Here is a 21313-nt window from a genome sequence, read left to right as displayed (position 1 = left end):
GCCCGGGTCGCGGTGTTCTCGCGTCGGTGAAAGCCCCGGCTTTCTCGCCCCTCGCGCCCACCCCGCGCCTGCCGAGTACCTGGCGGCCGCGGTTCGCATCGGTGATAATCACCTGGTCCGGCGCGTATCCCGGAAAGATGGTGGACCTGGTGGACCTCTTGGGCCGACGCGCCGAGCGCGAGGCCGTCGAACGTGTGCTGGCCGAGGTACGTGCCGGGCGCAGCGGGGCGCTGGTGGTGCGCGGTGAGGCGGGCATCGGGAAGACCGCGGTGCTGGAACACCTTCGGCACACCGCGGCCTCCGCAGGTCTCCAGGTCGAGTCCCTGGTCGGTGCGGAGTCCGAGACACAGTTCGCGTTCGCCGGCCTGCACCAGCTGTGTGCACCGCTGTTGGACCGTGCGCTGGCACTGCCCGAACCGCAGCAGGTCGCCCTGGGCGTAGCGTTCGGGCTGCACGGGGGTGCGACTCCGGACAAGTTCTTGGTCGGGCTGGCGACCCTCAACCTGTTGGCCGAGGCCGCCGAGGACAGGCCGCTGGTGACTCTTGTCGACGATGCGCAGTGGCTGGACCAGGCGTCCGCGCAGGTCCTGGCGTTCGTGGCTCGACGCCTGGCGGCCGAACGCGTCGCGCTGGTCTTCGCGATGCGAGACCACGCCAGGAGTGAGACCCACCCGCTCGCCGGGCTGCCCGAGCTCCGCCTCGAGGGGCTCGGTGAGGCCGACGCGCAAGACCTGCTGGCCGCATCGGTCCGCACTCCGCTCGACGACGGGGTTCGCGATCGGATCGTCGCGGAGGCGCGCGGCAACCCGTTGGCACTGCTGGAGCTGCCGCGGAGCGTGCCGCTGGCGCAGCTGGCCGGTGGTTTCGGCCTGCCGGACGCCATGAGCGTTCCCCGCCGCGTCGAGGAGGGCTTCCGCCAACGCTCGCGGGACCTACCAGCCGAGACGCAGCTGCTGCTGCTGGTCGCTGCGGCCGAACCGACCGGCAACGCAGCGACGTTGTGGCGCGCGGCCGACGAGCTGGGGATCCCCCCTGAGGCAGCCGGCCCCGCGGAGGAGGTCGGCCTGCTGGAGGTCGGTACCCGGGTGCGGTTCCGGCACCCGCTGGTGCGCTCGGCGGTCTACCGAACGGCCACACCGCCGGACCGTCGCCGCGCACACGCCGCGCTTGCCGCCGCCACCGACCCGCGGTCCGACCCGGACCGGTGCGCATGGCACCGCGCGCAGGCGGCGATGGGCACCGACGAGGAGGTCGCCGCCGAGCTGGAGCGCACCGCTGATCGGGCCCGTGCCCGCGGGGGTATGGCGGCCGCGGCGTCGTTCTTGCAGCACGCCTTCGAGCTGACCCCCTCGTCAGAGAGCCGGACGGCACGCGCGCTGAAGGCCGCCGACACCCTGCACGAGGCGGGAGCCTCCAAGGAGGCTCGCGAGCTGCTGGCGAGGGTCGACGTCGGACCGCTCGACGCCGTGCAGCGCGCCCACCTCGCCTTGCTGCGCGCGCGGATCGAGTTCTACCTGACACGGCTCGGCGACGCGGCCCGGATGCTGCTGGACGCGGCACGGATGCTGACGCCGCATGATGTCGCGCTGGCCCGAGAGACCTATCTGCACGCTCTCGACGCCGCGATCATCACGGGCGGGGGACCTGGCCATGGCGTGCGTGAGATTGCCGACGCTGCCCGCGCTGCACCGCCCGCGCCCGAGCCGCCGGGGCCGTCCGACCTGTTGCTCGACGGGCTGGTGGCGACGTTCACCCAGGGCTACGCGGCGGCCGTGCCCGCGTTGCGCCGCGCACTGGAAGCGTTCCGTGCTGACGAGTTCGACGCAGGGGGAGCGCGCGGTGACGACGACCGACGCTGGTTGTCGCACGCCAGCCGCACCGCGAGCGTGCTCTTCGACGACGAGAGCCTGCACGCGTTGGCCACGCGCCACGTACGGCTCGCTCGCGATGCCGGTGCGCTCGTCACCCTGCCCGCCGCGCTCCTGTTCCAGTCCGTCGCGATGACGCTCAGCGGTGAGCTCGAGCGGGCCGGTGAGCTGGCTGCCGAGCAGACAGCGATCGCCGCCGCGACCGGGGCCGTCCCCCTGCCCCACGCGCAGCTCGTCCTGGCTGCCTGGCGCGGTCGTCCGGACGAGGTCGTGGGGATCTCCACGACCGTCGCCCGGGACGCCGCCGACCGTGTGCGCGGCACCGAGGTATCCCTCGCGCAGTACGCGTTGGCGGTGCTGCACAACGGTCTGGGCGACTACACCGCCGCGCAGGATGCTGCGGCGCGGGCGTGCGAGTCCGACGCGCTGAACCCCACCAACCTGGCGCTGCCCGAGCTCATCGAGGCGGCGTGCCGTGCCGGCCGGCCGGAACATGCCCTGGTGGCACTGGAAGAGCTCGACGCGAGAGCCCGAGCAAGTGGCACCCCGTGGGCGCTGGGGCTCGCCGCCCGTTCACGAGGTCTGGTGACCTCGGGTCGCGCCGCCGAGGTGCACTATCTCGAGGGCATCGGACAGCTCAGCGGCAGCACGATGGTCGGGTATCTCGCCCGCACACACCTCGTCTACGGCGAGTGGCTGCGCCGCGAGGGCCGCCGCCGGGACGCGCGCGAACAGCTCCGCACGGCCCACGAGGTGCTGTCGGAGATGGGCGCGGAGGCGTTCGCGGAGCGCGCCGCCCGCGAGCTGCGCGCCACCGGCGAACATGCACGCGAACGCAGCCCTCGGCCCACCGACGCCCTCACGGCGCAAGAGCTGCACGTCGCGCGACTGGTGGCCACGGGCGCCACCTCCCGAGAAGCCGGCGCCCAGCTGTTCCTCAGCCCTCGCACGATCGAAGCCCACCTGCGGAACATCTTCCGCAAGCTCGGCATCACCTCTCGCCGACAGCTCAAGGACGGACGACTGGGTCTGCTGCGCGAATAGCGGACGTCGGCGCGGAGAGGGCTGCTGCACGGTGGCTGATATCTCCCTCCTCCTCAGAGTTCATGTCCTCGAGCACGGCGATCGCCGCGCGGGCTCGTCGGACCTGGCACGCCGCGGCCTGGCCCAGCACGACGCGAGGATCGTGCGCCCGGTAGCCTCCTGGCGTGAACCGCGCGATCCAGGACTATCTCTGCCAGCTCTTCTCCCTGGACGGGCGCACCGCCGTCGTGACCGGCGGCAGCTCAGGCATCGGCCGGGCGATCGCGACGTCGCTGGCCCGAGCGGGCGCCGCTGTCGTCGTCGTGGCCCGGGGGCGTGCCGCGCTGGACGACACCGTCGCCGAGCTCACGACGGCCGGGTGCCGCGCCGCCGCCGTGCAGGGCGACCTCTCCACCCGGAGCGGAGTCCGAGCGGTCGCGGACGCCGTCGTCGAACCCTTCGGCGAGCCCGACGTCGTGGTGTCCAGCGCCGGGATCAACCTGCGTCCGCCGATGGCGGAGATCGACGAGACCGTCTGGGACACCACGATGGCGGTGAACCTCGAGGCGCCCTTCTGGCTCGGCCAACGGTTCGCGCCCGGCATGGCCGAGCGCGGCTACGGCCGACTGATCCACGTCAGCTCGCAGCAGGCGCACCGGGCCTTCGTGACCAGCGGGGTCTACGGCGTCTCCAAGGGTGGTCTCGAGTCGCTGGCCCGTTCCCAGGCGGAGGCGTGGTCGGTCCGGGGCGTCACCGCGAACACCCTCGTGCCCGGGTTCGTGCTCACCCCGCTCAACCAGCGTCTGCAGGGCGACCCGCAGCGCGTCGCGGCGCTCGCGGAGCGGACCTTCGTGGGCCGCAACGGCGTGCCCGACGACTTCGCCGGGGCGGCGGTCTTCCTCGCGAGCGCCGCGTCGTCCTACGTCACCGGGCAGTCGATCCACGTCGACGGCGGGTTCTCCGTGCACTGAGGCCCCCCGGGCAGCACACTGGGCACCACCCCGACCCCGGAGGGAGCGGCCGTGAGCGAGTCCGTCGAGAACGTCCCGCAGTGGTTGCGCACGACGGGCGGCTGGTCCTGGCGCCTCGTCGCGGTCGTGGCCGCGGTCGCGCTCGTGGTGTACGCGACCACGCAGGTGCAGGTCGTCTTCGTCGCGGTCTTCCTCGCGCTGGTGCTGACGTCGGTGTTCCGCCCGTTGGCGGACTTCTACGCCCGCGCCCTGCCCCGGGTGCTGGCGACGCTGTTCGCGTTGCTCAGCGGTGTGGTCGTCTTCGGCGGGCTGATGGCCTACGTCGTCGCTTCCGTGGCGGGGCAGTGGTCGCGGCTGGCGGGTGAGTTCGACTCCGGTGTGGAGCAGATCCTCGACTCGCTGCAGAACCTGCCGTTCGGCCTGTCGGTCACGGGCGAACAGCTCAACGAGTGGATCGACGCGGGACAGCAGTGGCTGGCGGACAACGCGGAGGACCTGGCCGGGCAGGCGGCCGAACGCGCCGGCTCGGTGGTCGAGGGACTGATGGTCTTCGCCCTGGCGATCTTCTGCACCGTGTTCTTCGTGCACTCGGGCGACCGCATGTGGCGCTGGTTCCTGCGGCAGGTGCCTGCTCGACAGCGCCGGAGGTGGCACGACGCGGCGGGAGCCGGCTGGTACTCCTTCTCGGGGTTCGCCCGCGGCACGGTCATCATCGCGTTCATCGACGGCGTCCTCGCCTTCGTCCTCCTGCAGATCCTGGGCGTCCCGCTCGCGGCCCCGCTGGCCGTCCTGGTGCTCATCGGCGCATTCATCCCGATCATCGGTGCCCCGCTCGCGATGGTCATCGCCGCCGTGGTGGCCCTGGCCGCGCAGGGCTTCGTCACGGCGCTCATCGTGACCCTCGGCATCGCGGCCATCGGTCAGCTCGAGGGGCACGTCCTGCAGCCGCTCATCATGGGCAAGCAGGTGTCGCTGCACCCGGTGGTCGTCGCGGTCGCGGTGCTCTCGGGCACGGTGCTCGCCGGGATCCTGGGGGCCGTCGTCGCCGTGCCGCTCGTCGCGGTCGTGTGGACGGTCTTCTCCACGCTCCGCGGGGACCCGCCGGTCCCGCTGCCCGCCGACGCCGACGAGGGCAGTCCCGACCCGCCGGAACCGGGCGGTCGGGCGGAGGTGGCCGACCCGGGGGAGGACGGCGTCACGGCGGATCCGGTCGGGCCTCGGCAACCGCCCCCGCAGGCCTGAGGGCTGTTCGTCGCGGGCCGTGCGGGCTGGCAGGATGCGCGCATGGAACCGTTCGTCCTGCGCGACGCGCACGTCACGCTGTCCGTCCCGACCGCCGCGGACGTCGACCGGGTCGCCGAGGTGTGCGCGGACCCGGAGATCGCCGCGTGGACCGTCGTGCCGTCCCCGTACGTGCGCGCCGACGCCGAGGGCTTCCTCACGCGGATGGTCCCCGCCGGCTGGGCCGAGGAGACCATGTTCACCTGGGCCGTGCGGGCGCCGGGCAGCGTGGACGGCCCGGTCCTGGCCATGATGGGCATCACCCGGACGGCGGGTGCGCCGGGACAGGAGCAGGCTGGGGAGATCGGCTACTGGACCGCACCGGACGCCCGTGGCCGCGGTCTCACCACGGCGGCCGCGCGACTCGCGGCCGACTGGGCGCTGGACCCGGAGGGGCTGGGCCTGACCCGTCTGCAGTGGCAGGCGTACGTCGGCAACTGGCCCTCGCGACGTGTCGCCTGGAAGCTGGGGTTCCGGTTCGAGGGCACGCTGCGCCGCTACGGCCCCCAGCGCGGCGTCCTGCGCGACTCGTGGATGGCGTCGCTGCTGCCGCGCGACCCGCGCGAGCCGGCGGAGCCGTGGCCCGCCGAGGCCCCGCGGTCCTGATCCGGGGAGTCGGTCGGGCACTCGCACCTCGCCGGACCTCGTAGACTCCGTGCCGCGCCCGGACGGCCGGGCGCACCGGACGGCAGGGAGTGGAGCGATGGCGCTGCAACGCAGGGTCGCGGTGATCGGTGCGGGCCCCTCGGGCCTGGCGGCCGCCCGTGCACTGGATCGGGCCGGGCTCGACCTGGTCGGCTACGAGGCGCACGACGACGTCGGCGGTCTGTGGGACATCGACAACCCGCGGTCCACGGTGTACGATTCGGCGCACCTCATCTCGTCCCGCACCACGACGCAGTTCGACGAGCTGCCGATGGACTCGAGCGCGGACTACCCGGGCCACCGTGAGCTGCTGCGCTACTTCCGTACCTACGCCGACGTCTTCGACCTGCGACGACACTACCGCTTCGGCACCCGGGTGGTCGCGGTCGAACCGGCCGACGACGACGCCAGCGGTGCCTCGGGCTGGCACGTGCACAGCACCGGGCCCGACGGCGCGACGACGGTCGAGCACGTCGGCCACGTGGTCATCGCCAACGGCACGCTCGCCGAGCCCAACGTGCCGACGTTCGACGGCGACCTCACCGCCGAGCTGCTGCACTCGAGCGAGTACCGCAGCGCCGACGTCTTCGCCGGCAAACGGGTCCTCGTGGTCGGCGGCGGCAACTCCGGGTGCGACATCGCCGTGGACGCCGTCCACCGGGCCGCCTCGGTGGACCTGTCGGTGCGGCGCGGCTACTGGTTCGTGCCGCGCTACCTGCTCGGGCGGCCCACGGACACCCTCAACCAGGGGCGCCCCCTGCCGGCGAAGATCAAGCAGGCCGTCGACTCCCGCGTCCTGATGCTCCTCAACGGTGACCCGCAAAGGTTCGGCTTCCCCGCGCCGGACCACAAGATCTACGAGTCCCACCCCGTGGTCAACTCGCTCGTGCTGCAGCACGCCGGTCAGGGTGACCTGAAGGTGCGCCAGGACATCCGCCGGTTCGACGGCGACACCGTGCACTTCGTGGACGGCACCACCGGCACCTACGACCTCGTGCTGCTCGCGACCGGCTACCGGCTCGACTACCCGTTCGTCGACCCGAAGCACCTCGCCTGGGACGGTCCGGGCTCCGGGGGAGCACCCGAGCTGTTCTGCAACATCGTGCCGCCGTCCTTCAACGGGTTGTTCGTCGTCGGGATGCTCGAGGCCTCCGGCATCGGGTGGCAGGGCCGGGCCGAGCAGGCCGAGCTGGTCGCGCGACTCCTCGCCGCGCAGGCCGCGGCGGACGACGGCGACGTCGCGGCCCGCGAGCGTGTCGAGGCGTTCCGCCGCCGGGTCGCCGGACGCTGGCCCGACCTCACCGGCGGCTACCGCTATCTCGGGCTGGAACGCATGAGCTACTACGTCAACAAGGACGCCTACCGCCGCACCGTGCGCGGCTACGTCCGGGACCTGACGGCTCCTAAGAGCGGAGACCGGCGATGAACATCGACGACGTCGTCGTGAACTTCTCGCCGGGCTCGCTGGTGGCGCTCAACATCGTGCTCGCCCTCATCATGCTCGGCATCGCCCTGGACACCTCACCGGCCGACTTCCGGGTGCTGCGCCAGGCACCGCGCGCCGCCGTGCTCGCCCTGCTCGCCCAGGTGGTCCTGCTGCCCGCCGTCACGTTCGGCCTGACGCTCGCCCTCGGCGTGCAGGCCTCCATCGCGCTCGGCATGATCCTCGTCGCGTGCTGCCCACCCGGCAACGTCTCGCAGATCCTCACCTACCGCTCCGGCGGCAACGTGGCGCTCTCCGTGTCCCTGACGGCGGTCGGCAACGCCCTCTACCTCGTGGCGATGCCGCTCAACATCGCCCTGTGGGGCAGCCTGCACCCCACCGGCCGCGACATCCTGGCCGAGGTCAGCCTCGACCCGGTCGAGATGATGCTCGACATCGTGCTGATCATCGGCGTGCCCTTCGCCGCCGGACTGCTCGTGCGCACCCGCTGGCCCGCGGTCGCCGCGGCCGTGCACAAGCCCGTGCACGTCGTCAGCATCCTCGCCCTGATCGGCTTCGTGGTGGCCGCGCTGGCCGGCAACTTCTCCGTCTTCGTCGGCTGGGTCGGGGTCGTCCTCGTCGCCGTCTTCCTCCACGACGCCGTCGCGCTCGGCCTCGGTTACCTCGCCGGCCGGGCCGGGAGGCTCGAGACCCGCGAGGTCAAGGCCGTGACCTTCGAGGTCGGCATCCGCAACGCGGCCCTCGGCCTGGGTCTCGTCATGACGTTCTTCGGTGGCATCGGCGGCATGGCCGTCGTCGCCGGCTGGTGGGGCGTGTGGGACATCATCGCCGGGCTCGCGCTCGCCACGGTGTGGGCACGACGCACCCGGGCCCGCGCGGAGGTGGCGGCATGAAGCGTGTCCTCGTCACGGGCGGCTCCGGCTTCCTGGGCTCGCACGCGGTCGCCGCGCTCGCGGCGCACGACGGCGTCGCCACGGTCGTCTCGGCCGACCTGCGTCCGCCGTCCCGGGCGCCCGACGGCGTCACGTCGGTCACGCTCGACGTCACCGACGCCTCGGCGGTGCAGCAGGCCGTCGCCGACCACCGGATCGACACGGTGGTGCACCTCGCGGCGATCGTGAACCCGGGCACCCTGGACGAGGCGGCCGAGCGGCGCGTGGACGTCGACGGCACCCGGCACGTGCTGGAGGCGTGCGTGGCCGGCGGCGTGCGGCGGGTGGTCGTCTCGTCGTCGGGCGCCGCCTACGGCTACCACGCCGACAACCGGGTGCCGCTGAGCGAGGACGACGCGCTGCGCGGCAACGACGAGTTCACCTACTCCCGGCACAAGCGGCTCGTCGAGGAGCTGCTCGCGACGTTCCGAGCGGAGCACCCGGAGCTCGGGCAGGTGGTCCTGCGGATCGGCACGATCCTGGGACCGGGGGTCGCCAACCAGATCACCGCGTTGTGGGACGCGCCGCGGCTGCTGCGCGTGCGAGGCAGCGAGGGGCCGTTCGTGTTCGCCTGGGTGGACGACGTCACCGGGGCGATCGTCGCCGGCGCCACCGGCGGGGCCACGGGGGCGTTCAACGTGTGCGGCGACGGTGTGATGACCGTCGCGGACATCGCCGCCCGGCTCGGCAAGAGGACCATCGACGTCCCCGCACCGGTGCTCGCCGGTGCCCTGCGGGTGGGCCGCGTGCTGGGTCTGACCGTCCACGGACCGGAGCGCGTCGGGTTCCTGCGGTACCGGCCGGTGCTGGACAACACGCGGTTGAAGGACGTTCTCGGCTACGCCCCGCGCCTGTCGAGCCGAGAGGCTTTCGACGCGTGGATCGCCCTGCGTGCGTGAAGCGCCGCGACGCCGGTCTCCTGCCCCCGTGCGGGCAGGAGACCGGCGCCGGGCGGGTGGCCCGACCCTGCTCAGGCCGCTGAGCAGACCGCGCTGAGCGCGTCCGGGTCGCCGCTGCCGATGAAGCCGGCGGACGTGGAGGCTCCGGCTGCGAGGCTGCCGTTCCAGCTCACGTTGGTGAAGACGTTGCCGGTGACCTGGGCGCTCCACGCCTGGTCGACGGTCGCGCCGTCGACCGTCACCTCCCAGCCGGTGAGCGGGTCGGCACCTGCGGTCACGACCAGGTCGGCCTGGTAGCCGCCGCTCCAGGCGTTGACCACGCTGACCTCGGCGGTGCAGTCGCCGGCGGGCGGTGGGTCGTCGTCCTCGGCGGCGGTGGTGAAGGAGACGGCGTCTGTCGTCGCCGAGACCTCGCCCGTGTTGTCGTTGCGCGCCTGCACCGCGACGGAGTAAGTGGTCTCGGGCTCCAGACCGGTCAGGTCCACCATCGGCGAGCCGTCGGTGGAGGCCAGCACCTCGCCCGAGGCGGGGTCGACGACGTCGTAGCCGGTGATGCAGCCGTCCTGCGCCACCCCCCACATGAGGTGCGCGCTGGTGGCGTGCACGTCGGACGCCATGACGTCCCCCGGGACGCCGGGCGACTCGTCGGGGCAGACCGGGTCGCCGCCGTCGTCCGGGAGGTCCCCGTCGATCCCGGTGACCTCGCCGTCGCCGCCGTCGAACGCGACGTCGGAACAGCTGTAGAAGTTCTCGTTGCTGTCCGAGCGCACCCAGTGGGTGAAGACGATGTGGTCGCCGCTGCGGTCGGCCGGCAGCGTCACGTCCCAGTAGTAGTAGTTGTCCCCGCCGGGGCCGCCCGTGTCGGGCGGGTTGGTCGCGGAGTCGATCAGCTCGAGGTCGCTCCACGCCAGCGGGCTGCCCGGGTCCCAGCCCTGCTCGGTGACGTAGACGTCGAACCGTCCGGGGTGCTCTGCCCAGTTGTTGTGCTGGAACTCGTACGTCGCACCGGCCGTGAGGTGCGTCGTCGGCCAGTCGTCGCGCACGGCGTTGAAGCTGGAGAAGTCGTACGGGCCGTTGCCGCCGCCGTCGCAGATCTGACCGTCGGGGATGTACCCCTCGGTGCGGCCGGCGCCGTTCGAGTCCAGGTTGCCGAACCAGTTGTAGAACGCCGCCGTGCCGTCCGCGGCGTAGGCGTCGGCGCACGCCGGGTTCTGGGGGTCCACGCTGCCGGACGCGGTGAGCCCGTCCAGGTAGCAGAGGTACTGACGGCTGCCGGGGAACACCTCGGCGCCGTGGGCCTCCGCGGGGGCCGGTGCGGTGGCCACCACCAGTCCGGTGGCACCCACCAGGGCCGCGACGGCCAGGGCTGCGAGTCTTCGCATGTCGAGCTCCTTCACTCGGTGCGGGCAAGATCACCTCGACGGTGCCGGACGGCCGTCGCGACCGACAGCCACCAAAACGTTTCGGCGCACCGCGAGGTGGCGGCAGGGCGCCCGTGCCGATGCGGTTGGATGGGCAGATGGCCCTTGCCCCGGACAACCCGTTCGCCCACGTGTCGACGCTGCCCTACGAGCTGCCCGACTTCGCCGCGATCCGCCCCGACCACTACGAGCCGGCGATCCGTGCCGGCATGGCCGAGCACCGTGCCGAGGTCGAGACGATCGCCGGCGACCCCGAGCCGCCGACGGTCGCGAACACGCTCGTCGCCCTGGAACGCTCCGGCCAGCTGCTGCAGCGCGCGCTGCTGGCGTTCCACAACCAGCTCTCCGCGGACGCGACGCCGGTGCTGGAGGCCGTCCAGGAGCGGGTGGCGCCGCTGCACGCGGCGCACCGCGACGCCATCCTGCTGGACCGCCGGCTGTGGGAGCGCCTCCGGGCGCTGCAGCACGCCGCCGACCGGGGCGAGGTGGTGCTCGAGCCCGACGCCGCGTGGCTGCTGCACACGCGGCTGACGGATCACCGCCGGGCCGGCGTCGAGCTGAGCGACGACCAGCAGGCGACGCTGCGCGGCCTGAACGTGCGACTCACCGAGCTGGAGGCGGAGTTCGGGCGGAAGCTGCTCGCGGGGGAGAAGGCCGCCGGGGTCCTCGTGACGGACCCGGCCGAGCTCGCCGGCCTCCCGGCGGACTCCGTGTCCGCCGCGGCCGCGGCCGCCACGGAGGCCGGCCACGACGGCGCCTGGCTGCTCACGCTCCAGCTGCCCACGAGCCAGCGTGTCCTCGCGGCGCTCCAGCGCGCGGACGTGCGCGAACGGGTGCAGCGAGCCAGCGAGTCGCGCGGCACCCACGGCGACGAGCACGACACCCGTGCCACGCTGCTCGAGACAGCGCGCCTGCGCGCGGTCCGGGCCCAGCTCCTCGGCTACCCGCACCACGCCGCCTACGTCGCCGAGGACAGCACGGCCCGGACCGCCGACGCGGTGCAGGCGATGCTGTCCCGGCTCGCGCCGGCCGCCGTCGCCAACGCCCGCACCGAGGCCGCCGAGCTCGCGGCGCTGCTGCCGGCCCGGGCCGGGTCCGGACCTCGGGACCTGCGGTCCGCGGACTGGAGGTACCTCTCCGAGGTGCTGCGGGCGGAGCGCTACGCGCTGGACGAGGCGGCGCTGCGGCCCTACCTCGAGCTGGAGAAGGTCGTGCGCGACGGTGTCCTCGAGGCTGCCCGGCGTCTGTACGGGCTGTCGTTCGTCGAACGCCACGACCTCGTCGGCTACCACGACGACGTGCGGGTGTTCGAGGTGTTCGACGCCGACGAGCCCGGCGAGCCCGGCAGCGGGCTCGGGCTCTTCCTCGCGGACTGGTACACCCGACCGTCCAAGCGCGGCGGCGCCTGGATGAACAACCTCGTCGACCAGAGCGGCCTGCTGGGGCGGCGCGCGGTCGTGGTCAACAACCTCAACATCACCCGGCCCGCCACCGGAGCGCCCACGCTGCTCTCGTGGGACGAGGTCATCACGCTCTTCCACGAGTTCGGCCACGCGCTGCACGGTCTGCTCTCGGACGTGCGGTACCCGTCGCAGTCGGGGACCGAGGTCCCGCGGGACTTCGTCGAGTTTCCCTCGCAGGTCAACGAGATGTGGGCCTGGGACCCGGAGATCCTGCGGTCGTACGCCGTCCACCACGCCACGGGCGAACCCCTGCCGCAGGACCGGGTCGACGCCCTGCTGGCCGCGCGGCGGTGGGGAGAGGGCTTCTCGATGACGGAGTACCTGGCGGCGTCGCTGCTCGACCAGGCGTGGCACCGCCTCACGCCGGACGAGGTGCCCACCTCGGCCGACGACGTCGCCGGCTTCGAGCAGGCGGCCCTGGCGGCTGCCGGGGTGGACCTGCCCGCCGTCCCTCCGCGCTACCGGAGCACCTACTTCAACCACGTGTTCGGCGGTGGCTACGCGGCGGGCTACTACTCCTACGTGTGGTCCCAGGTCCTGGACGCGGACACGGTGGAGTGGTTCACCGAGAACGGCGGGCTGACGCGGGCGAACGGCGAGACGTTCCGCCGTCGTCTCCTCGCCCGGGGCGGGTCGCAGGACCCGCTGGCCTCCTTCCGCGACCTGCGGGGGCGCGACGCCCGCATCGAGCCGCTGCTGGTCCGCCGGGGCCTGGGTACTACGGTGACACGGTGACTGCGACGCGCTCCGTGGAGAACCAGCCCACCGCCGAGGACGAGGTCGTCGGCATCTGCCAGGACCTGCTGCGGATCGACACCTCCAACTACGGCGAGAACCGGGGCCCGGGGGAGCGCAAGGCGGCCGAGCTCGTGGCCGGGCTGCTCGCCGACGTCGGTCTGGAGCCCGCGCTGTACGAGTCCGCCCCGGGCCGGACCTCCGTCGTGGCGCGCTTCGCCGGCGAGGACCCGTCGCGGCCCGCGCTCGTGCTGCACGGGCACACCGACGTGGTGCCCGCCGCCGCGGCGGACTGGTCGGTCGACCCGTTCGCCGGCGAGGAGATCGACGGGCTGCTCTGGGGACGCGGCGCCGTCGACATGAAGGACATGGACGCCATGATCCTCGCCGTCGTGCGGCAGATGGCACGGGAGGGTCGCCGTCCGGCGCGCGACGTGGTGATCGGGATGTTTGCCGACGAGGAGGCGGGCGGCGTCCTCGGCGCCCGCTGGCTGGTCGACCACCACCCCGAGGTCTTCGAGGGGGCCACCGAGGCGATCAGCGAGGTCGGCGGCTTCTCCGTGGACGTCGGGGGCCGCCGGGCCTACCTGGTCCAGACGGCGGAGAAGGGGCTCGCCTGGCTGCGGCTCGTGGCCGACGGCCGGGCCGGGCACGGATCGCAGGTCAACCACGAGAACGCCGTCACCGAGCTCGCCGCCGCGGTGGCGCGGATCGGCAAGCACGCCTGGCCGTACACGCTCACGCCCACGGTGGAGCGGCTGCTGCAGGGAGTGGCGGACCTGACCGGCCTGCCCTTCGACCGGGAGGGGGGAGCGGACCCGGACCAGGTCGACGCCCTCGTCGCGGCGCTCGGCCCGGCCGCGAAGTTCGTCGGCGCCACGGTGCGGCACACCACCAACCCGACACAGCTCGACGCCGGCTACAAGGCCAACGTGATCCCGGGCACGGCGTCGGCGACCCTGGACATGCGCACGGTGCCCGGCCACGACGCCGAGGCCATGGGGGTCCTGCGCGAGCTCGCCGGACCGCACGTGCGGATCGAGCCGATCCACACCGACCGTTCGTTGGAGGTGCCCTTCACCGGCGGGCTGGTCGACGCGATGGTCGACTCGCTGCACGCCGAGGACCCCGGCGCCGCCGTGCTGCCGTACACCCTCTCGGGCGGCACGGACAACAAGTCCTTGGCGCGGCTGGGCATCACCGGCTACGGGTTCGCGCCGCTGCGGCTGCCGGGGGACCTGGACTTCGCGGGGATGTTCCACGGCGTCGACGAGCGGGTACCCACCGACGCGCTGCGGTTCGGCACCCGGGTGCTCGACCGGCTGCTGGCGACCTGCTGAGCCGTCAGGCGGCCAGGTCGGCAAGCTCGGTCAACGACCGCCGGGTCGCGTCGACGTAGCCGCCACCGAACAGCACGGCGTGGACGGCCAACGGGTAGAGCTGGTGGAGCGGTACGCGTTCCTGCGCCCCTGGGCCCAGCGGGTGGACCTCGGTGTACCCGGCGAGGATCGCGTCCAGGTGCGGTGCGCCGAACAGGGCGAGCATCGCCAGGTCCGCCTCGCGGTGCCCGCCGTGCGCCGCCGGGTCGATGAGCACGGCCTCGGGCACGCCCGCGGACTCCGACCAGAGCACGTTGCCCGACCACAGGTCCCCGTGCACGCGCGCGGGCGGCTCGGCCGGTCCGGCGAGGTCCGGCAGCCGCTCGCACACGCGCTCGAACGCGGCCTCGTCGTCGGGCCCGAAGATCCCGCGGCGCCGGCCCTGGGCCAGGACGGGCCGCAGGCGCGCGTCGGCGTAGAACGTCGGCCAGTCGGTCCACGACCCGGAGACCATCTCCAGCGGGTCGTCGAGCGGCCCGAACCACCCCGCGTCGGCGCCCGGAGGGAGCGCGCCGAACGCCGGTGCCCCTGCCTCGTGCAGCACCGCCAGCCGCCGGCCGAGGTCCCGCGCCGCGTGGGCGTCGGCGGCACCCGGTGCGACCCTCTCGAGGTCGAGGTGCCCGGGTCCGACGTCGAGCACGCTCGCCACCCGGGGACCGCCGTCGACGACGAGCCAGCGCAACCCGGCCGCCTCGGTGGCGAAGAACCCCTGGGGCGCGCTGTCGCGCGACTTGCGGAACGCGTCCACCTCAGAGCGTCGAGGTCGCGCGGATGACCTTGCGCCGCAACCACACCCGTCGCTCGCCGCCGAGGTACAGGCGGGTGCGGGCCAGCTCCCAGCGGCCGTACTCGGCCTCGTCGGTGAGCATCCTGCGTGCGTCCGGCACGGACGTGCCCCGGTCGATCGTGACCACGCGGTACTCGTACTGCCCGTGCTTGCGCCAGCTCGATGCCATTCGTCGCCTCCCAGTGACCGTCCGGCGATTTCGTGTGCCCATTGTGCCCCGCATGGCGCTACCGTCAGAGCATGACCGCTGATCCGCGTGCCGCGTTGGACCGCTTCGTCGCCGCTCTCGAGGGGCACTACCACGCCGTGTCCTCCCGCCGGAGCGAGGAGGACCCGGCCGTCGACGACGCCTACGAGGTGCTCGCCGACGCCTTCGAGGTGTACGAGGACGCCCTGGCCCAGGTGTACACCGAGGTGACGCCCTTCTACCTCGACGACGACGATGACGACGGCGAGGACGAGGACGACGACCGCGACGACGACCGCGACGGCGATGACGACGGAGATGACGACGACAGTGACGAGGACGACGGCGACGAGCTCGACGTCGAGGTGACCCGCAGGCGCTGAGCCCGCCGGCTACCAGCGCTCCGGGTAGCCCGGGACGGCGGCGGAGACGTCGTCGAGCGCCGCGTGGACCTCGCTCGGCAGGACCAGGTCGACGGCGTCGAGCGTGCCCTTGAGCTGCTCCGGCGTCCGGGCACCGACGACGGCCGACGCCACGGTGGGGCGAGCCAGCAGCCACGCGAGGGCCACCTCCAGCGGTGCCCGGCCGAGGCCGTCGGCGGCCGTGACGACCGCCTCGGCGACCGCTGCTGCGTCGCGGTCCTCGAGGTACTGCCCGACGAACCCGGCGAGATGGTCCGACGTGGCCCGGGAGCCCACGGGGACCGAGCGGCGGTACTTCCCGGTGAGCATGCCGCGACCGAGCGGCGACCAGGCGAGCAGCCCGAGCCCCAGAGCCTCTGCCGCCGGGACCACCTCCCGCTCGACGCCGCGCTGCAGGAGCGAGTACTCGGTCTCGAGGGCGGCCAGGCCGATGCCGTCGCCGGCCTCCAGCAGGGTGGCGGCCCGTGCCGACGCCCAGGCGGGGAAGTTCGACAGACCTACGTACCGCGCGCGGCCGGAGGTGACCGCGAGGCGGAGCGCCGAGACCGTCTCCTCCAGCGGCGTCGTGGTGTCCGGGCACGCCACGAGGAAGAGATCGACGTGGTCGACGCCCAGGCGGACCAGCGAGGCGTCGAGGTCCGCGAGGAGCGACCCGCGGGACGCGTCGCGGCGAGGGCCCGCCGGACCGTGTCGTACGCCTCCCTTGGTGCACAGCACGAGCTCCTCGCGGGGGACCGTCCCGGCGAGCTGCTCGCCGAGGACGCGCTCGGCGTCGCCGTCGCCGTACGAGGCGGCGGTGTCGACCAGGGTGCCACCGGCCTCGACGAACGACCGCAGGATCGCCGCCGCGTCCACGGCGTCCGTGTCCCGCCCCCAGGTCATCGTGCCGAGCCCGAGCGCGGAGACGCGCAACCCCGAGGCGCCCACCTGCCGTCGTTCCATGCGCGGAACACTACCGGCGACCGGTGCGGCGGGCCGGGTCCCGCGCCGCGCGGGTCCGCGTCACCGGTAGGGTTGCCGCTCGTGAGTTCCCTGGAAGCGATCCTCCTCGGCCTGGTGCAGGGCCTCACCGAGTTCCTGCCCATCTCCTCCAGCGCGCACCTGCGCATCGTCGGGGAGCTGATCGGCGGGGTGGACCCGGGAGCCCTCTTCACGGCGGTGTCGCAGATCGGCACCGAGACGGCAGTGCTGCTCTACTACCGGCGCACGATCCGCGCCGTCTGCGTGGGGTGGTGGACGTCGTTGCGCGGCGACCACGGCACCGACTGGCGCTCCCGCCTGGGCGCCCACGACTCGGACGCGCGGATGGCCTGGTACATCGCGCTCGGTTCCGTGCCGATCGTGGTGCTGGGCCTGCTGTTCCAGGACGCCATCGAGACGTCCTTGCGCAACCTCTGGATCACCGTCGTCATGCTGGTCGTGTTCGCGCTGCTGCTCGACGTCGCCGACAGGTACGGCAACCGGGTGCGGCCCATCGAGGACCTCACCCCGCAGCGGGCCGTCGGGTTCGGACTGGCACAGTCGCTCGCGCTCGTGCCCGGGGTGTCCCGCTCCGGCGGGACGATCACCGCCGGCCTCGCGATGGGCTTCACGCGCAAGGCCGCGGCCGACTACTCCTTCCTGCTCGCCGTCCCGGCGGTGCTCGGCTCGGGCTTCTACCAGATCGCCAAGGCGGCCGCAGGCGACGCGGCGCCGGGCTCCGCGGACGCCCTCGACATCGTCCTGGCGACGCTGGTCGCGTTCGTCGTCGGCTACGTCGTGCTCATCGGGTTCCTGAAGATCGTCTCCACCTACTCGTACCGGCCGTTCGTCTACTACCGCTACGCGCTCGCAGCGCTGGTCGTCGTGCTCCTGCTCACAGGTGTGCTCGAAGCCGACTCGGGTGCCGTCGAGACGGTCTGACGCCGGTAACCTGGCCCCGTGCTCTCCTGGCCCTTCCCTCAGATCCCCGAGCTGCCCGCGCCCACCGACGGGGAGCGGCCCACCGTGCGCGTGCACGACTCCACCACCGGGATGCTGGTCGACCCGGCCCCCGGCTCCGTCGCCCGGTCGTTCGTCTGCGGGGTCACCCCGTACGACGCGACCCACCTGGGCCATGCCGCCACCTACGTCGCGTTCGACCTGCTGCACCGCGCCTGGACCGACGCCGGCAAGCAGGTGACGTACTGCTCGAACGTCACCGACGTCGACGACCCGCTGCTCGAACGGGCCGACGCGACGGGGGTCGACTGGCGTGACCTGGCCCGGGACCAGACCGCGCTCTTCGGCGAGGACATGACCGCGCTCGGCGTGGTCCCGCCCGCACCGTGGACCGGCGTCGTGGAGTACGTCGAGCCGATCGCGCGCGCCGTGGCGCAGATGCTCGCCGACGGGACGGCGTACCGCGTCCCGGTGGAGCCCGGGGCCGGCGGTGCGACGCCGGAGCTCGGCGACGTCTACGCCGACCTGACCGCGGACCCCGCGTTCGGCACGGTGTCGGGACTCGACGAGGCGACGATGGCGGAGCTCTTCGCCGAGCGCGGCGGCGACCCGGGCCGGGAGGGCAAGAAGAGCCCGCTCGACCCGCTGCTGTGGCGTCGGGAGCGCGCGGGCGAGCCGGCGTGGGACGGCGGTGTGCTCGGGACCGGCCGACCCGGCTGGCACGTCGAGTGCTCGGTCATCGCCCGCGACGGCCTCGGGCTGCCGTTCGACGTGCAGGGCGGGGGAGCGGACCTGCTGTTCCCGCACCACGAGATGTCGGTCTCCCACGCTCGCATGCTGGCCGGGCCGGACGCCGCACCGACGGCTCATGTCCATGCCGGGCTGGTCGCCTACGAGGGCCACAAGATGAGCAAGTCGCGGGGCAACCTCGTGCTGGTCTCGGTGCTGCGGCGCGAGGGTGTCGACCCGATGGCCGTCCGGCTCGGCATCCTGGCCCACCACTACCGCGCGGAGTGGGAGTGGACCGACGCGACCCTGAAGACGGGTGAGGCGCGGCTGGACCGCTGGCGCGCCGCGGTCTCCGGCAACGGCGGGCCCGCGGCGGACGGGCTGCTCGCCGAGCTCCGTGCCGCGCTCGCGGACGACCTCGACGCGCCTCGTGCGCTGGCGGCCGTCGACGCGTGGGCCGAGCGGTCGCTGGCACCGGGCCGGGACACGTCGGAGGACGAGGAGGGCGCACCCGGGGTGGTCGCCCGAGCGGTGAACGCGCTCCTGGGCGTGCGGCTGTGAACCAGCCGGACTGATCCCGCCGAGGCGGGGCCCGCGGCGGCCGAGGGCGGTCGGAGGCGTCAGCCCTTGTCCGGGCTCCCCTGGCCCGGGCCGCCCCGCCCCGGACCGTGGTCCCGACGCCGCAGATAGCGCTCGAACTCGCGCGCGATCGCGTCGCCCGAGGCCTCCGGGAGCTCGGCCGTGTCCTTGGCCTCCTCGAGCTGCTGGACGTACTCCGAGATCTCGGCGTCCTCGCTGGCGAGCTCGTCGACGCCGTGCTGCCACGCCTCGGCGTCCTCGGGCAGCTCGCCGAGCGGGACCGGGGCGGCCAGCAGCTCCTCGACCCGTGCCAGGATCGCCAGGGTCGCCTTCGGTGACGGCGGGTTGGCGACGTAGTGCGGCACCGCCGCCCAGAGCGACACGGACTGGAACCCGCGCGCCGCCGACTCGTGCTGCAGCACCCCGACGATGCCGGTCGGGCCCTCGTACGTGCTCGGTTCGACGTCGAGCACCGCCTGCAGACCCGGGCTCTCGGTGGTCGCCGTCAGCGGGATGGGGCGCGTGTGCGGCACGTCCGCGAGGAGCGCGCCCAGGGTGACGACCGTCTGGACGTCGAGCTCCTCGGCGATGTCGAGCAGCTCGCGGCAGTACGACCTCCAGCGGAACGAGGGTTCGATGCCGTGCACCAGCACGACCTGCCGGTCCGGCAGGTCGGCGACGGCGACCGTCGTCGTCGGCCACGTGACCTCACGGGTGCCGTCCGGCCCCGTCGTCACCATCGGGCGGTTCACCTGGAAGTCGTGGTACTCCTCCGGGTCCAGCTCTCGCAGCGGTGACGATCCCCACACCTCGGCGAGATGCTCCAGCGCGCCGGTCGCGGCGCTGCCGGCGTCGTTCCAGCCCTCGAAGGCAGCGATCATCACGGTCTGACGTGCGGCGTGGCGGCCGACCGGCTGCTCGGTGCTCATCTGGCAAGCCTATACAGGCATGCGGCTGTGCCGGGGGCGGTATCCCCGGTCCCGTCGACCGTCCGTACGATGGTGCGGTGCCGCATCCTGCCCCGCCCGCCACGCTGCCCGCCGCCGTCCTGTGGGACATGGACGGCACCCTCGTCGACACCGAGCCCTACTGGATCGCCGCCGAGCACGAGCTCGTCGCCGAGCACGGCGGGACGTGGACCGACGCCCAGGCCCTGCAGCTCGTCGGCAACCCGCTCGAGGTGTCGGCCGCCGTCCTGCGCGACGCGGGCGTCGACCTGCCCGTCGCGCAGATCGTCGAACGGCTGCTCACCCGGGTGACGGCGCAGGTGCGCGACGACGTGCCGTGGCGCCCCGGAGCGCGCGCGCTGCTCGACGCGCTCGCCGCGGCCGACGTCCCGTGCGCCCTGGTCACGATGAGCTACACGGTGCTCGCGGAGGCGGTCACGGCGCACGTGCCGGGCGCCTTCGCGACGCTCGTCACCGGCGACCAGGTCGCGCGCGGCAAGCCGGACCCGGAGCCCTACCTCGTGGCGGCCCGCCGGCTGGGCGTGCGACCGTCCGAGTGCGTGGCGATCGAGGACTCCCCGACGGGCCTCACCTCCGCGCTGGCCGCAGGGGCGCGCACCCTGGGGGTGGAGGCGGTGCTGCCGATCGAGGCCAGGCAGGGTCTCAGCCGGGCGGCGTCGCTGGCGGACGTCGACCTCGCGTTCCTGCGGCGGATGGCGGCCGGCGAGGTGCTCGACCTCGTCTGACCGGTGGACCTCAGAGGTCCAGGCCGAGCCGCTGACGCAGCGCACCCTCGGGGATCGGCGGCGGTGTGCCCCCGAACTCCGGGCACAGGTCCTGGTGGGCGCACCAGCCGCACAGCTTGCTGGGTCGTGGCACGAACTCGCCGCGCCGGGCCGCCGTCGTGATCGCGTCCCACACGCCGCGGATCTTGGTCTCGGTCACCTCGAGCTCACGCTCCTGCGGTTCCGCGCGGAGCACCTGCCCGTCACCCAGGTAGACGAGCTGCAGCATCTTCGGCAGCACGCCGCGCTCGCGCCAGACCACCAGTCCGTAGAAGCGCATCTGGAAGAGGGCCTTGTTCTCGAACCCGGGCCGTGGCGACCGACCCGACTTGTAGTCGACCACCCGGATCGCACCGTTCGGCGCCACGTCGAGCCGGTCGACGATCCCGCGCAGCAGGGGACCGTCCTCCAGCTGGCTCTCGACGTACAGCTCGCGGGACTCGGGCTCCAGCCGGTTCGGGTCCTCGAGGGTGAAGTAGGTGCCGAGCAGCCGCCCCGCGCCGTCCAGCCAGGTCTCCAACGGCTGGTCGGCCGCGTCGCCGTCCGGCTGGAACAGACGGGCGTAGCGTGGCTCCGCCTCGACGAGCCGGTCCCACTCGCCCGGCAGCAGGTCCAGGGCCGCCTCGCGCGTGCGCTCACCGAGGGGGGCGTCGTACAGGCGCTCGAGCACGGAGTGCACCAGCGTGCCCCGGGCGGCCGCGGACGAGGGGGGCTCCGGCAGCCGGTCGACGGCACGGAACCGGAACAGCAGCGGGCACTGCATGAAGTCGCTCGCCCGCGAGGGGGAGAGGGCGGGCGGACGGCTCCCGCGGGCTTCCGCCGGCTCGGCGGGGGAGGCCACGGCATCCGGGGTGAGGTCCGGGGTGAGGTCCGCCGTCGTCGTCATGGCAGCCACC

Annotated in this window: 19 protein-coding genes; 13 read left to right on the top strand and 6 right to left on the bottom strand. The window is 73.4% G+C overall.

Translation table 11 applies throughout. The features are described 5' to 3' along the window. Nucleotides 1–149: 149 nt before the first annotated feature. From MWU57_RS02180 to MWU57_RS02150, 7 genes are all read left to right on the top strand, one after another. Nucleotides 150–2912, top strand: coding sequence for an AAA family ATPase (locus MWU57_RS02180; RefSeq protein WP_246907003.1), 2763 nt, complete (start codon nt 150–152; stop codon nt 2910–2912). A 164-nt stretch (nt 2913–3076) separates the two neighbouring features. Continuing rightward, complete coding sequence (locus MWU57_RS02175; protein WP_246907002.1) at nt 3077–3862, top strand: SDR family NAD(P)-dependent oxidoreductase; 786 nt, start codon at nt 3077–3079, stop codon at nt 3860–3862. A 51-nt stretch (nt 3863–3913) separates the two neighbouring features. Further along, entirely contained in the window at nt 3914–5104 is a 1191-nt protein-coding gene (locus tag MWU57_RS02170) for an AI-2E family transporter (RefSeq protein ID WP_246907000.1), read from the top strand. 42 nt (nt 5105–5146) lie between these two features. Then, entirely contained in the window at nt 5147–5749 is a 603-nt protein-coding gene (locus MWU57_RS02165) for a GNAT family N-acetyltransferase (RefSeq protein WP_246906998.1), read from the top strand. A 97-nt stretch (nt 5750–5846) separates the two neighbouring features. Further along, nucleotides 5847–7214, top strand: a complete 1368-nt coding sequence (locus MWU57_RS02160) for an NAD(P)/FAD-dependent oxidoreductase (protein WP_246906996.1) — start codon at nt 5847–5849, stop codon at nt 7212–7214. After that, nucleotides 7211–8125: a bile acid:sodium symporter family protein gene (locus MWU57_RS02155; RefSeq protein WP_106269445.1), complete on the top strand. Its 915-nt coding sequence runs from the start codon at nt 7211–7213 to the stop codon at nt 8123–8125. The genes MWU57_RS02160 and MWU57_RS02155 overlap by 4 nt, the downstream gene beginning before the upstream one ends. After that, complete coding sequence (locus MWU57_RS02150) at nt 8122–9063, top strand: NAD-dependent epimerase/dehydratase family protein (protein ID WP_246906994.1); 942 nt, start codon at nt 8122–8124, stop codon at nt 9061–9063. The genes MWU57_RS02155 and MWU57_RS02150 overlap by 4 nt, the downstream gene beginning before the upstream one ends. Nucleotides 9064–9134: 71 nt before the next feature. Here MWU57_RS02150 and MWU57_RS02145 read toward each other — a convergent pair whose 3' ends face one another. Continuing rightward, on the bottom strand, nt 9135–10445 hold the full coding sequence (locus tag MWU57_RS02145) for a lytic polysaccharide monooxygenase (RefSeq protein WP_246906991.1): 1311 nt from the start codon (nt 10443–10445) through the stop codon (nt 9135–9137). A gap of 137 nt (nt 10446–10582) precedes the next feature. Here MWU57_RS02145 and MWU57_RS02140 point away from each other — a divergent pair, with 137 nt between their 5' ends. Continuing rightward, on the top strand, nt 10583–12682 hold the full coding sequence (locus tag MWU57_RS02140; RefSeq protein ID WP_246906989.1) for a M3 family metallopeptidase: 2100 nt from the start codon (nt 10583–10585) through the stop codon (nt 12680–12682). Continuing rightward, nucleotides 12679–14022, top strand: a complete 1344-nt coding sequence (locus MWU57_RS02135) for a M20/M25/M40 family metallo-hydrolase (RefSeq protein WP_165800049.1) — start codon at nt 12679–12681, stop codon at nt 14020–14022. Before MWU57_RS02140 ends, MWU57_RS02135 begins: the two co-directional genes overlap by 4 nt. Before the next feature lie 4 nt (nt 14023–14026). On the opposite strand, the gene MWU57_RS02130 is transcribed toward MWU57_RS02135, so the two are convergent. Then, nucleotides 14027–14809 carry a fructosamine kinase family protein gene (locus MWU57_RS02130; RefSeq protein WP_246906987.1) on the bottom strand — a complete coding sequence of 261 codons (783 nt, stop codon included), beginning with the start codon at nt 14807–14809 and terminating at the stop codon, nt 14027–14029. Between the two features lies 1 nt (nt 14810). Then, nucleotides 14811–15017 (bottom strand): DUF5703 family protein, encoded by a 207-nt coding sequence (locus MWU57_RS02125; RefSeq protein ID WP_106269450.1) that lies wholly within the window; start codon nt 15015–15017, stop codon nt 14811–14813. Nucleotides 15018–15088: 71 nt separating this feature from the next. Between MWU57_RS02125 and MWU57_RS02120 the strand changes: the two genes are divergently transcribed. Continuing rightward, complete coding sequence (locus MWU57_RS02120; RefSeq protein WP_246906985.1) at nt 15089–15418, top strand: primosomal protein; 330 nt, start codon at nt 15089–15091, stop codon at nt 15416–15418. Between the two features lie 9 nt (nt 15419–15427). Here MWU57_RS02120 and MWU57_RS02115 read toward each other — a convergent pair whose 3' ends face one another. Then, nucleotides 15428–16399 carry an aldo/keto reductase gene (locus MWU57_RS02115; protein ID WP_246906983.1) on the bottom strand — a complete coding sequence of 324 codons (972 nt, stop codon included), beginning with the start codon at nt 16397–16399 and terminating at the stop codon, nt 15428–15430. A gap of 81 nt (nt 16400–16480) precedes the next feature. Between MWU57_RS02115 and uppP the strand changes: the two genes are divergently transcribed. Further along, a complete protein-coding gene (uppP, locus tag MWU57_RS02110; RefSeq protein WP_246906981.1) occupies nt 16481–17359 on the top strand; it encodes an undecaprenyl-diphosphatase UppP in 879 nt (292 codons plus the stop codon). Between the two features lie 18 nt (nt 17360–17377). After that, nucleotides 17378–18667 (top strand): cysteine--1-D-myo-inosityl 2-amino-2-deoxy-alpha-D-glucopyranoside ligase, encoded by a 1290-nt coding sequence (gene mshC, locus MWU57_RS02105; RefSeq protein WP_246906979.1) that lies wholly within the window; start codon nt 17378–17380, stop codon nt 18665–18667. 59 nt (nt 18668–18726) lie between these two features. Here mshC and MWU57_RS02100 read toward each other — a convergent pair whose 3' ends face one another. After that, nucleotides 18727–19614 (bottom strand): PAC2 family protein, encoded by an 888-nt coding sequence (locus MWU57_RS02100; protein ID WP_106269455.1) that lies wholly within the window; start codon nt 19612–19614, stop codon nt 18727–18729. Between the two features lie 77 nt (nt 19615–19691). Here MWU57_RS02100 and MWU57_RS02095 point away from each other — a divergent pair, with 77 nt between their 5' ends. Next, nucleotides 19692–20378, top strand: a complete 687-nt coding sequence (locus tag MWU57_RS02095; protein WP_308221128.1) for an HAD family phosphatase — start codon at nt 19692–19694, stop codon at nt 20376–20378. A 10-nt stretch (nt 20379–20388) separates the two neighbouring features. Here MWU57_RS02095 and MWU57_RS02090 read toward each other — a convergent pair whose 3' ends face one another. After that, nucleotides 20389–21303 (bottom strand): PD-(D/E)XK nuclease family protein, encoded by a 915-nt coding sequence (locus tag MWU57_RS02090; protein WP_106269456.1) that lies wholly within the window; start codon nt 21301–21303, stop codon nt 20389–20391. Between the last annotated feature and the right edge of the window lie 10 nt (nt 21304–21313).

The organism is Isoptericola sp. S6320L (assembly GCF_023015685.1).
Taxonomy (GTDB): domain Bacteria; phylum Actinomycetota; class Actinomycetes; order Actinomycetales; family Cellulomonadaceae; genus Isoptericola; species Isoptericola halotolerans_A.
The sequence above is the reverse complement of the archived record's forward strand: the minus strand, read 5'-3'. Positions and strand labels throughout refer to the sequence as shown.